We start from the raw sequence: 12,496 nt of genomic DNA, 5'->3' as shown, positions 1-12,496 counted from the left end.
TATGGCCGACCGGATTATCTTAGGCGGCGCGCCCGAAGGCTACGACGCTAAACTGCTGGCGCGTGAACTTGCGCGCGGGGCGCCCGTCATCCACATTGCGCGCGATGACAAGCGGCTGGAAGCGATGCGCGCGGCTTTGGCGGTGCTGGCGCCCGAAGCCGTGGTGCTGGATTTGCCCGCCTGGGATTGTCTGCCCTACGACCGCATCTCGCCCAACCCCGAAATTCTGGCCCGCCGCATGTCCACGCTTGCGACGCTGGCTTCGGGTTTCAACGGCCCGTTTGTGCTGCTGACCACGCTGAATTCTGCGATGCAGCGCCTGCCCGCGCGCAATGTGATGCAAACCGCCTCGTTTGTCGCCCGCGTCGGTGATCGGGTGGATGAGCAACAATTGAAGGGCTTTTTGGCCCGCATGGGGTTTTCGCCGGTCTCCACCGTGGCGGAACCCGGCGATTTTGCCATTCGCGGTGGCATCGTTGACATTTACCCGCCCGGCGATGGCGGCCCGGTTCGCCTTGATTTCTTCGGCGATGTGCTGGATGGCGCGCGCCGCTTTGACCCGGTGTCGCAGCGCACCACCGAAAAGCTGAAAGCCGTCGAATTTGCGCCGATGTCCGAGGTGATCTTGGATGACGCCGCGATTGCGCGTTTCCGCCAGAACTACCGCGTCGAATTTGGCGCGGGCGGCTCAGATGATCCCTTGTACGAGGCGGTTTCCGCTGGCCGCAAGCATCAGGGGATGGAGCATTGGCTGCCGTTCTTCCACGCAGGGCTTGAGACGATTTTTGATTATTTGCCAAAGGCTTCCGTGCTTCTGGATGATCAAGTGACACCGGCACGCCTGTCGCGTTGGGACGGCATCGACGACCAATACGACGCAAGGCACGAGGCGATGACCGCCAAGGGCCGCATGGATTCGGTCTACAAACCCTCGGCCCCCGGTCTGCTTTACCTTGACGATACCGCATGGGAAGCAGCCATAGCCGATCACCGCGTGGTGCAACTGTCGCCCTTGCCGCAAGCCCCCGGTCCGGGCGTCTTGGATGCACTGGGTCGCATTGGTCGCAGTTTCGCGCCAGAACGACAGCAAGAAAACGTAAGTCTTTTCAGCGCATTGTCGGCGCATATTAAAGCCCTATCTCAAGATGCTCAGGTGGTGATCGCCTCTTGGTCCGAAGGCGCACGCGAGCGGCTCAAGGGTCTGCTTGACGATCAGGGCCTGCACCATGCGCAGGAAATCAAGGATTTCCGCGATCTGCCCGAAGGCCGCGGCGGCCTCTTCCTGATGATCTGGGCGCTGGAGGCTGGCTTTACCGCCCCCGGCCTTGCGGTGATCTCGGAACAAGACGTGCTGGGCGACCGGCTCGTGGCCAAACCGCGCAAGAAGCGCAAAGCTGACAATTTCCTGCGCGAAGTGGATACGCTTTCCGTGGGCGATCTGGTGGTGCATGTCGAACACGGCGTTGGCCGCTATCTCGGCTTGGAAACCATCACCGCTCTGGGTGCGCCGCATGCCTGCGTCGCCTTGGAATATGCTGAAAACGCAAAGCTTTATCTGCCCGTCGAGAATATCGAACTGCTGTCACGCTACGGCCACGAAGAAGGTCTGCTTGACCGTTTGGGCGGCGGCGCGTGGCAGGCCAAGAAGGCCAAGCTCAAGCAACGCATCCGCGAAATTGCCGACAAGCTGATGCGGATTGCTGCCGAACGGGCGCTGCGTCACGCCCCCATTCTGGAAGCGCCGCATTCGATATGGGAGGCTTTTGCCGCCCGTTTCCCCTATACCGAGACCGACGATCAGTTGTCGGCCATCGGCGATGTGGTGGCTGATCTGGAAAAAGGCAGCCCGATGGATCGCCTGATCGTCGGGGACGTGGGCTTTGGCAAAACCGAAGTCGCCATGCGCGCGGCTTTTGTGGCGGCCTTGGCGGGGATGCAGGTTGCGGTGATCTGCCCGACCACCTTGCTTGCCCGTCAACACTACCGCAGCTTTGTCGAGCGCTTCCGTGGCTTCCCGATCAACATCAAACCTCTGTCGCGCTTCGTGTCGAACAAAGACGCCAACATCACCCGCACCGAGATGGCCGAAGGCCGCGTCGATATCGTCATCGGCACCCATGCCCTGCTGGCGAAATCCATCCGCTTCAAGAACCTCGGCCTGTTGGTGATCGACGAAGAACAGCATTTCGGCGTCACCCACAAAGAACGGCTGAAGGAAATGCGATCAGAGGTTCACGTTCTGACCCTGACCGCCACGCCAATCCCGCGCACGCTGCAACTCAGCTTGACCGGCGTGCGCGACCTTTCGATCATCGCCACCCCTCCAGTCGACCGCTTGGCGATCCGCACCTATATCTCTGAGTTCGACACCATCACCATTCGGGAAGCTTTGCTGCGCGAACGCTTCCGCGGCGGCCAAAGCTTTTACGTTGTCCCGCGCATTTCCGATCTGCATGAGATCGAGGATTTCCTGAAAACCCATGTGCCCGAGGTCAGCTATGTGGTCGCCCACGGCCAACTGGCGGCGGGTGATCTGGACGAGCGGATGAACGAATTCTACGACGGCAAATATGATGTGCTGATCGCCACCTCTATCGTCGAATCCGGTCTGGATATCCCCACCGCCAACACCATGATCGTGCACCGCGCCGATATGTTTGGTCTTGCACAACTGTACCAGATCAGGGGCAGGGTCGGGCGATCGAAAACCAGAGCCTATTGTTATCTCACCACAAAACCCCGCGCCCCCCTGACGCCGCAAGCCAACAAGCGCCTGCGCCTGATGGGATCGCTGGACAGCTTGGGCGCGGGCTTTAACCTCGCCTCCCACGACCTTGATTTGCGCGGTGCGGGCAACCTTCTGGGCGAGGAACAGTCCGGCCATATCAAGGAAGTCGGCTACGAGCTGTACCAGTCGATGCTGGAAGAGACGATTGCCAAGATCAAATCCGGCGAACTCCAAGGGCTGAGTGCGGTCGATGACCAATGGTCGCCGCAGATCAACCTTGGCGTGCCGGTGATGATCCCGGAAACCTATATCCCTGATCTGGATATCCGATTGGGGCTTTATCGCCGCTTGTCGAGCCTTGCCACCAAGGTCGAACTCGAGGGCTTTGCGGCAGAATTGATCGACCGTTTCGGCCAGATCCCCAAGGAAGTGAACACCCTGATGCTGATCGTGCGCATCAAGTCGATGTGCAAACGCGCTGGCATCAGCCGGATTGATGCGGGCACCAAGGGCGCCACCGTGCAATTCCACAATGACAAATTCGGCAATCCGGCGGGTCTGGTTGAATTCATCAAGGCGCAGGGCCCTGCCGCCAAGATCAGCGGCAACAAGATCGTGCTGATGGGCGAGATGAAATCCGAATCCGATCGCATCAAGGGCGCGTTCAACATCGCCCGCGATCTGGCGGAAAAGATCGTCAAGCCGAAATGAAAAAGCGCGCCCGGCGAAGGGCGCGCTGTCACAGATCGCACAATCAAATCAGCGCTTGATCAACCACATCAGCGCCAAAGCCCCGGCAATAAACACCGCAGCCCCCGCCATCAGCGGCAAAGCCGTGCCGTCAAACATCAGCCCCACCGGCACTGCCAGCACCACCGACAGCACCGTCGCCACCGATGTCATCACCGAGGCCGCCAAGCCCGCGATATGGCCCACAGGCTCCATCGCCAGCGCGTTCAGGTTGCCCATCGTCATCGACATCATTGAAAACAGCGCAATGCTCCACAGGATATGCGCCGGAAACGCCAGCACTTCCGGCATCAACCCGGTCGCAATCAGCCCCAGCAGCACCAAGGTCAGCGCCAGCACCGACGCATAAGCCATCGTTGCCACCGGCCGCATCCCCAAACGCATCACCACGCGCGAGTTGATGATGCTGCCCGAAGCAGACCCCAACGCAATGAACGCAAACCACAAAGGAAAGCTCTCGGCGCGGTCAAAGCGTTGCTCAAAAATCCCCTGCATCGACGACAGGCTGCCAAACAGCGCTGCCATCGTCAGCGTCTGCGCCGCAATCGACACCACAACGATGCGATAGGTGAACAGCTCGCGGGTCGAGGCCCAAAGCGCGCGCAGATCCAGCGGTCGGCGGTGCTGGGGCGGCAAAGTTTCATGCTGGCGCAGGCCAAACCACAGCATCACCACAGCCACGATCACCACATAAACCAGAAAAATCGCGTGCCAGCCCGCCAAAGCGATCACCGCTTGCCCCATCAACGGCGCCACTGCAGGCACCATGATGAACACCATCATCACAAACGACATGATCTTGGCCATCTCGCGGCCCTTGAACAGATCACGCATGATCGCCATCGACACCACACGGGCGGCGGCCACCGCCATGCCTTGCAGCACGCGCGAGATCAGCAATGCCTCAAGCGAGTTGGCGAAATAGCAGGCAATCGCCGTCAAGGCATAAAGCCCCGCTCCGGCATAGATCACTGGCTTGCGGCCATAAGCATCCGACAACGGCCCGACAAACAGCGTCCCCAACCCCATGCCGAACACAAAGCTGGTGATCACCAACTGCGCACGGTTTGGCGCATCGGGCGACAAGGCGGCAGCAATTTCTGGCAGCGCAGGCAGCATGGCGTCAATAGAGACCGCCACCATGGCGAACAAGGCGGCGGTCAGGGCGATAAACTCGCCCTGCGAGATACGTTTGGTCGTGGTCATTTCACTTACTTTCTTCGGCAGCCTTCGCCACCAGTTCTTCAATCACCTGCGCCCAAACCTCGACAGGTTGCGCGCCAGAGACGACATATTGTTGCGCGATCAGGAAGGTCGGCACTGCCGTCACGCCCTTTTGCCGCGCATCAACATCACGCGCGCGCAGATCGTCCAGATCGGCGTCGGTGGCCAAAAGCCGCGCCACCGCGACGGGGTCCATGCCGATTTCTTCGGCAATATCAGCCAGCTCTTCCACATCGCCAATATCGCGGCCATCGCGCCAATAGGCCCGGAACAGGGCCGAGACCATCGCCGCCTGTTTGCCCTCGATCCCCGCCCAATGGATCATGCGATGCGCATTCATCGTGTTGGGCAGCATCTCGGGCTTGTCGGGGTCCATCGCCACGCCAGCCGTCTTGGCCATGCTGCGCAAATGGTCGTGGATCTGATCGACCTTGGCCTCGCCCCCGAAACGCGCCACCAGATAGGGGCGTTTTTCCACACCTTCGGCAGGCATATCCGGGTTCAGCTGAAACGGATGCCAGGCGATTTGAAACGGGTGTTCAGGATGCGCCTCCAAGGCGCGGTCCAGATTGGCTTTACCGATCAGGCACCACGGGCAAACCGGATCAGAGAAAATATCAAGGCGGATCATAGCGCAGGCTCCGAAAGCAGGGCAGGGCCATTCAAACCGAATGGTTCAGTTCGATAACGCCATCCGCCCGCCACTGCAATCCGCCATCAACGCACAGCCGCGTTGCACTGGTTGCACGCCAAGCCCGCTTGCCGTAAGGACAGCCCCATGTCCAGCGACCCCAAACGCATGATCCGCATTGCCCGCGAGCAGGGCGCCGACTCTGGCCAATCCACGCCAGAGCCGCTTGATTTGGGCATCCGGGTGCGCGAATTGCGCAAGGCCAAGGGCTGGACGCTGGAGCAAGCCTCGGTGCAGGCGGGTCTGGCGCGGTCTACCTTGTCGAAAATCGAAAATGGCCAGATGTCGCCGACCTATGATGCGCTGAAAAAGCTTGCGCAGGGCATGGGTGTATCGGTGCCGCAGCTGTTCACCCCGGCGCAGGCCGCACAGGTGTCAGGCCGCATCGTGGTGACGAAATCCGGCGAAGGGCAGGCCCATGCCACCACCACTTACGAGCATGAACTGCTGGCAGGGTCTTTGACCAAAAAGCAGATGCTGCCGTATCGCGCCACCATCCGCGCCCGCGCGATGGAAGATTTTGACGGCTGGGTGCGTCATGGCGGCGAGGAATTTCTGTTTGTGCTGACCGGGGTGATCCGCCTTTACACCGAATTTTACGAACCGGTCGATCTGCGTCGCGGCGACAGCGCCTATTACGATGCCTCGATGGGGCATAATGTCGTCAGCCTCAGTCAAGAGGATGCGACGATCCTTTGGGTGACGTCGCTGGCGTGACGCCTTCTGGTGCGCTGTGTTGCTCTTGGGGCTGTAAGAGGCGCTGTGCCACAAACCAAAGCTTTGCAAATAGGCGCGCGACTGCCCCCGTCGGGCGCAATGCAGGCCTGCCGGGGGGCGGACAGGTGCGACCCGATCGGTGTGTCCCCAAATCGCGCAAGAGACGCCGCGATGAAACACCCCCGCAAAGCCTTGACCTTCCCCGCCGCCGCGTCGCAAAGTCGCACACACCCCGCGCCCAGACCTGCTGAAAAGCCCGTCCTGCCAGCGGGTTGCGGAGGGATCAGATGCGACTGGCTTTGCTGACAGACATTCACGCCAACCGTGAGGCGTTTGAGGCTGTCTTGGCTGACCTGTCGCAGCGCCAGATCGACCAGTTGGTTTTCTTGGGCGATATCGTCGGCTACGGCCCCGATCCCGGCTGGTGTGTCGATCAACTTGAAGCGCTTGTCGCCAAAGGCGCGCTGGCCCTGCGCGGCAACCATGACCGCGCCGTGACCACCCCCGACAATGTCCTGAATTCCAACGCCCGCCGGGTGATCGACTGGACGGTGAACCGGCTGAACGCGCGACAAAAGCTGTTCCTGTCCGAACTGCCGCTGACCATCGCCGATGGCGACACCTTGTTCACCCATGCTTCGGCCAATGATCCCGCCGATTGGCTCTATATCACCACCGAATCCACCGCCCGCCCCAGCTTTCTGGTCTGTGATGCACGGTTGATCTTTTGCGGCCACACCCACCGCGCAGCGCTTTACTCTTGCGATCTTGCGGGCCGTGTTGGCCAGATCAACCTTGCCGCCGGGCAAACCATGCCTCTGCTGCACTCGCGGCGCTGGCTGGGGGTGATCGGTTCTGTCGGTCAGCCGCGCGATGGCAGCACCTTGGCCAGCTACGCCATTCTCGACCGTGATCTGAACGAATTAAGCTTTCGCCGCGTCGCGTATGATGCGACCACCACCGCGCGCAAATCGCGCGAGGCGGGTCTGCCAGAGGCGCTGGCGCAGCGTCTGATGAAGGGGATTTGAATGGCGATCAGACCGCATCCGGGCTTGGAAATCGACGGCTTCACCCTGCATCAACAGCTGCACAAAGGTGGATTCGCCACGATATGGGAGGTCACCCACGCGCTTTACCGCACCCCGATGGTGATGAAAGTGCCAACCATTCTTGATGGTTACGACGGCCCCACCATTGTCGGGTTTGAGGTCGAGCAGATGATCATGCCGCGTCTGTCTGGCGTGCATGTGCCGCGGGTGATGGGGCAGGGTGATTTCGCGGTGATGCCCTATATCGTCACCGAACGCATCCCCGGCACCTCGATGTACAGCTATTTCAAACGCGCGCCCCGCCCGGTGGCCGAGGTGATCGAACTCGCCGCCCGCATGGCCGAGGCCCTGCACGACATCCACCGCCAACAGGTGATCCACCTTGATCTGAAGCCCGACAATTTCCTGCAACGCCCCAGCGGTGAAATGGTGCTGATCGACTACGGCCTGTCGCGCCATGACCAGTTGCCCGATCTTCTGGCCGAAGAATTCACCATCCCGATGGGCACCTTCCCCTATATCGCGCCCGAACAATACCTGCGCCAACGCGGCGATCTGCGATCCGACCTCTATGCTTTGGGCGCGATGATTTACGAGTTGGCCACCGGGAAAATGCCCTTCGGTCAGCCCGAAAAGCTGTCGCAAGTCAAACAGCGGCTCTGGCGCGACCCGCTGCCGCCCCGCGCCATCCGCGCCGATATCCCCGAATGGCTGCAAGAAATCATCCTGCGCGCTCTAGAGGTCGATCCCGCAAAACGCTACCAATCCGCCGCCCAGATGATCTTTGATCTGACCAACCCGATGCAGATCCGCCTGACCGCGCGCGGCCATAAACTGCAGCGCGACCCAAGCCTTGCCGTGTTCAAACGCTGGCGCACCATGCGCAATCTGCGCGCCTTCGCGGCCCCGCCGTCGGTCGCAGCACAAATCGAGCGCGCCCCGATCCTGCTGGTTGCCGTCGATCTGTCCCCCGAGATGGAGCCGCTTTGCCAAGCGATCTATCTGCAAATCAAACGCATGCTGGTCAACCGCCCCGATGCCCGCGTCGCTTGCGTCAATGTGATCAAAACCGCCCGTTTGGGCATCGACCAAGCCACCGATGCGGCTGGCAACAACCTGCATGTGGCGCGGCTGGTCGCGCTGAAAACCTGGGCCGAGGGCATTGATCTGACCGAAGATCGCCTCACCTACAGCATCCTCGAAAACACCGACCCAGCTGCCGCGATCATCGACCATGCCGAGGCCAACCGCGTCGATCACATCCTGATGGGCGCGCGCGGCCATTCGACAACGCGGCGCTTTCTAGGCTCGGTTTCCGCCAAAGTCGTGGCCGAGGCCGCCTGTTCCGTCACGGTGATCCGGCTGCCCGCCAAACCCGTCGATACCGATCCGAACAGGATCAGTTGAACCAGCCGCCCACGGTTTGCGCCCCTGCCGACATATCACGGCCCACGCCATCGACAGTTGCACAGCCCGCAAGCACACTCAGCACCACCATCATCACCAGTTTGCGCATCGGCTTACTCCTGATACCACCAGACCTCGGGCTGAAACCCCGGCCAATCGCCGTAAATTGGCAATTTTTCGGGGAAATGCAACTGCTTGGCATGCGCAATCCGGCCGATATTCTGATACCACACCGGCACGAAGTATCGCCCAGCCGTCAAAACCCGGTTCAAAGCCTCGACCGCTGCCACAAAATCACTGCGATCGGATGCGGCCAACATGCCCCCGATCAGCCCATCCACCGCGTCCGATTTGATGCCCGCCCAGTTCCGCGACCCCGGTGCTGCCCCGTTCGCGGCACCAAAATAGCGATATTGTTCGGTGCCCGGCGACAGCGACAAAGCGATCTGCTCTTGCGTCATGTCGAAATCATAAAGGTTGGTGCGTTCAGAATATTGCGCCGCGTCCACCGTGGTCAGCTTGGCCTGCACGCCGATCTGCTTCAGCGCCTCGATGTAGATATTCGCGGCAGCGATGAAATCATCCGCACCATTGCTCAGCAGAATTTCAAAGGCAAAAGCCGTCCCCTTGGCATCTTTCAAAACACCGTCCTGCACCGTCCAGCCAGCTTCCTCCAGCAAAGCGTTGGCGCGGCGCAGATTGGCGCGGTTGGCGGGTTTGCCATCCGACACCGGCAGCGCATAACCCTCGATCGCGCCCAGAGGCAGATCGGCGCGATAGGGCTCCAGCAGCGCCAACACCGCACCCGTCGCAGGCACCGCCACATCGCCCGCAAGGTCCGAGTTGCTGAAATAGCTGGTGATTCGCGGCACGGCCCCCGCATTGAGCGTCTGGTTGATCAGCTCGAAGTTGAACACGGCGATCAGCGCCTCGCGCACCCGCCAATCGGCAAAAATTGGCTTACGGCTGTTGAACACAAAGCCGTCCATCCCCGAGGGGCGATGGTGCGGAATTTCCGATTTCACCACCTCGCCCGACAGCACGGCGGGAAAGCTGTAATTGTTTTGCCATTTGGCCGGGTTGGTTTCGCGGTAGCTGGTCAGATCACCGGATTTGAACGCCTCGAAATGCACATCCGGGTTGCCGAAATATTCAACGCGGATTTCATCCAGATTGTGCAAGCCACGGGTGATCGCCAGATCCTTGCCCCACCAGTCGGGATTCTTGCGGTAACTGACAAAGCGCCCGGCCTCGAACTTGTCCACCACATAAGGCCCCGAGCCGATGGGCGGCACCATCGTCGTCGCACTGAAATCGCGGCCCTGCCACTGCGCTTTTTGCAAAATCGGGCGCAGGCCCAGCAGCAAAGGCAGCTCGCGGTTCTGGGTGGCAAAGGTGAACTTCACCTTTCTGTCACCGGTTTTCTCGGCCTTGGACACCGCATTATACACCGAGGCATAGCGCGGATTTCCCAAAGTTCCCAAGGTTTCAAACGACCACAGCACGTCTTCAACCGTCACCGGGCTGCCATCCGAGAATCGGGCGCCCTCACGCAGGGTAAATTCTGCGTATGTGCGCGCGTCATCGGTATCGACCGATTCGGCCAAAAGTCCATAAAGCGAGAACGGCTCATCGAAAGATCGCGCCAAAAGAGTCTCGGTGGTGAACAAGGCGATCCCCGTCGGCGCGCGGCCTTTCAGGATGAACGGATTCATCGAATCGTAACTGCCGTTCTCGCCCAACACGATCCGCCCGCCCTTGGGCGCATCCGGGTTGGCATAGGGCAGCGACACAAAATCAGGTGGCAGGGCAGGCTCGCCATACATAGCAATGGCGTGACGCGGTTCAGCTTGCGCGAATCCCCCCCCAAGACTGGCTGCCAAAACCAGCGTCAAACCGAAGCTAAACCTGTGCAAATTCGCGAAATAATCCCGCTTCATTCTGGCAACAATCCCCTAAACCCAACTTTTATTGACCCCCAACCTATGCGGGCAATCCAACCTTTTCAAACTTTTAACTTGGAGAGCGCCGCCAACAGGGCTATAAGATACCCACTGCTCGATAGGTTTCTTGCCTGTATGAAACCTGCCTCAATAACTTAACGCCCGCTTCGTGCGGGCGTTTTTTTTGGGCCGGGGCCTTCCCTTCGCAGATGCAGCATGTAGCCTGCCCTCGAAACAAAAGCCCGCAACAGGAGGCTGCCATGCTGAAAGGCAAACGCGCAATTATCACCGGATCAAATTCGGGCATCGGGCTTGGCGTCGCCGAAGAACTCGCCCGTGCCGGGGCCGATGTGGTGCTGAACAGCTTCACTGACCGCGCCGAGGATCACGCCTTGGCCGCCGATCTGGCCGCGCGGCACGGCGTCACCGCCCGCTACATTGCCGCCGATATGTCGAAAGGCGCGGACTGCCGCGCGCTGATCGAACAGGCGGGCGGCTGTGATATTCTGGTAAATAACGCAGGCATCCAGTTCGTCGCCCCGGTTGAAGACTTCCCGACCGAGAAATGGGATCAGATCATCGCCATCAACCTGACCTCGGCCTTCCACACCACCGCCGCCGCTCTGCCCGCCATGCGCGCCCGTGGCTGGGGCCGTATCGTTAACATCGCCTCGGCGCATGGCCTCACCGCCAGCCCGTTCAAATCCGCCTATATCGCCGCCAAACATGCCGTGGTCGGCCTGTCAAAGACAGTGGCGCTGGAAACCGCAGGGCAGGGCATCACCTGCAACGCGATCTGCCCCGGCTATGTGCTGACCCCTCTGGTCGAGGCGCAAATCCCGGATCAGATGAAAGTGCATGGCATGGACCGCGAAACAGTCATCCGCGAGGTCATGTTGCTGCGCCAACCGTCCCGCCAGTTCGCCACCGTTGAACAGATCGGCGGCACCACGGTCTATCTCTGCTCTCCGGCCGCCGATCAGGTCACCGGCACCACGATTTCCGTAGATGGCGGCTGGACGGCGCTCTAGCGCGGTCCTGAACTCCCTAAAACTTGTCTAAAGTTTTTCATCTGTTCCTAAATATCCCACGGGGGAAGCGGATTTGCAAAATCCGCGCGGGGGTGTGAAACCCCCGTCCGCCGCCGCCCCAGCGAAGTTTCAGCTTACTGCGCCAAAGGTTAACCGCAGGTAAACCGCCCCCAGCCAAGCCATTGAAATATCACACCGGCACCTCTTGTCCACGCGTGGACACCCGTTACCGCGCCGCAATCGCCGCCAGAGTTTCCTTCGGCTGCGGATAAACCAGCCCCGCCGAGACGATCATCTTCACCGCCTCATCCGCCTTCATATCCAGAAAAATCACGTCCTTTTCCGGCACGAACAACAGCATCCCCGACGTCATCGGCGTCAGACCAACAAACACCGCCACCATCGGGCTGCCCCCGGGCAGCTTCGCCGCGATCTCCCCCTTTGGCGTGGTTGCCACCATCCCCACCGCCCAATATCCGGCGCGCGGAAATTCGACCAGACAGGTGCGCTCAAAGCTTTTCTCAGACTTCGCAAAGAATGTCTCGGTGATCTGCTTCAGCCCCGAATAGACCGAGCGCACCAGCGGCACGCGGTCCACCACCGTCTCGGCCCGCCGCATCACCGTCCGCCCGATCAGGCCCCGCGCCAGCCAGCCGACCAGTGCCGTAAAGACCAAAAACACCAGCACGCCGACGCCGCGCACCGGGAAATCGACCTCGGGGCCAAAGCTGCGGTGCAAGATCGCCTCGGGCTGATAATAGGAAGGGATCAGCGGCAGGATCCAGCCGTCAATATAGCCGATCACGCCCCAAACCACGTAAATCGTTAGGCCCACCGGCAGCACCACCACCAGCCCGGTCAGAAAGGACGCACGAAAACCGGCAAACATCGAACGGCGCGGGGTGGGATCAGCCATGACTACTCCTAAGTTGCTGGCAACCTAAGCAGCCCCCAGC

At 60.6% G+C, this 12,496-nt stretch carries 10 protein-coding genes; 5 read left to right on the top strand and 5 right to left on the bottom strand.

Features of this window, described 5'->3' with window-relative positions; translation table 11 throughout:
* Position 1: 1 nt before the first annotated feature.
* The gene (gene mfd / locus QQJ98_RS00375; RefSeq protein ID WP_284323336.1) at positions 2–3,439 is read left to right on the top strand and encodes a transcription-repair coupling factor; all 3,438 of its coding nucleotides are present in this window, start codon (positions 2–4) and stop codon (positions 3,437–3,439) included.
* 48 nt (positions 3,440–3,487) lie between these two features.
* Here mfd and QQJ98_RS00370 read toward each other — a convergent pair whose 3' ends face one another.
* A complete protein-coding gene (locus QQJ98_RS00370) occupies positions 3,488–4,684 on the bottom strand; it encodes a multidrug effflux MFS transporter (RefSeq protein WP_284323335.1) in 1,197 nt (398 codons plus the stop codon).
* Position 4,685: 1 nt separating this feature from the next.
* Entirely contained in the window at positions 4,686–5,333 is a 648-nt protein-coding gene (locus QQJ98_RS00365) for a DsbA family oxidoreductase (protein WP_284323334.1), read from the bottom strand.
* A gap of 147 nt (positions 5,334–5,480) precedes the next feature.
* Here QQJ98_RS00365 and QQJ98_RS00360 point away from each other — a divergent pair, with 147 nt between their 5' ends.
* The 3 genes from QQJ98_RS00360 to QQJ98_RS00350 all read left to right on the top strand — a co-directional run bounded on the left by QQJ98_RS00360 (position 5,481) and on the right by QQJ98_RS00350 (position 8,566).
* On the top strand, positions 5,481–6,110 hold the full coding sequence (locus QQJ98_RS00360; RefSeq protein ID WP_284323333.1) for a helix-turn-helix domain-containing protein: 630 nt from the start codon (positions 5,481–5,483) through the stop codon (positions 6,108–6,110).
* A gap of 287 nt (positions 6,111–6,397) precedes the next feature.
* Positions 6,398–7,138 (top strand): metallophosphoesterase family protein, encoded by a 741-nt coding sequence (locus QQJ98_RS00355; RefSeq protein WP_284323332.1) that lies wholly within the window; start codon positions 6,398–6,400, stop codon positions 7,136–7,138.
* Entirely contained in the window at positions 7,139–8,566 is a 1,428-nt protein-coding gene (locus QQJ98_RS00350) for a bifunctional serine/threonine-protein kinase/universal stress protein (protein ID WP_284323331.1), read from the top strand.
* Here the strand turns inward: QQJ98_RS00350 and QQJ98_RS00345 are convergent.
* Positions 8,559–8,675 carry an entericidin EcnA/B family protein gene (locus QQJ98_RS00345; RefSeq protein ID WP_284323330.1) on the bottom strand — a complete coding sequence of 39 codons (117 nt, stop codon included), beginning with the start codon at positions 8,673–8,675 and terminating at the stop codon, positions 8,559–8,561. The genes QQJ98_RS00350 and QQJ98_RS00345 overlap by 8 nt on opposite strands.
* Positions 8,676–8,679: 4 nt before the next feature.
* Positions 8,680–10,506, bottom strand: a complete 1,827-nt coding sequence (locus QQJ98_RS00340; protein WP_431307769.1) for an extracellular solute-binding protein — start codon at positions 10,504–10,506, stop codon at positions 8,680–8,682.
* A 263-nt stretch (positions 10,507–10,769) separates the two neighbouring features.
* Between QQJ98_RS00340 and QQJ98_RS00335 the strand changes: the two genes are divergently transcribed.
* Positions 10,770–11,540: a 3-hydroxybutyrate dehydrogenase gene (locus QQJ98_RS00335; RefSeq protein ID WP_284323329.1), complete on the top strand. Its 771-nt coding sequence runs from the start codon at positions 10,770–10,772 to the stop codon at positions 11,538–11,540.
* 226 nt (positions 11,541–11,766) lie between these two features.
* On the opposite strand, the gene QQJ98_RS00330 is transcribed toward QQJ98_RS00335, so the two are convergent.
* The gene (locus QQJ98_RS00330) at positions 11,767–12,456 is read right to left on the bottom strand and encodes a DUF502 domain-containing protein (RefSeq protein ID WP_284323328.1); all 690 of its coding nucleotides are present in this window, start codon (positions 12,454–12,456) and stop codon (positions 11,767–11,769) included.
* Between the last annotated feature and the right edge of the window lie 40 nt (positions 12,457–12,496).

Source organism: Cypionkella aquatica, assembly GCF_030161095.1.
Taxonomy (GTDB): Bacteria; Pseudomonadota; Alphaproteobacteria; order Rhodobacterales; family Rhodobacteraceae; genus Cypionkella; species Cypionkella aquatica.
The sequence above is the reverse complement of the archived record's forward strand: the minus strand, read 5'-3'. Positions and strand labels throughout refer to the sequence as shown.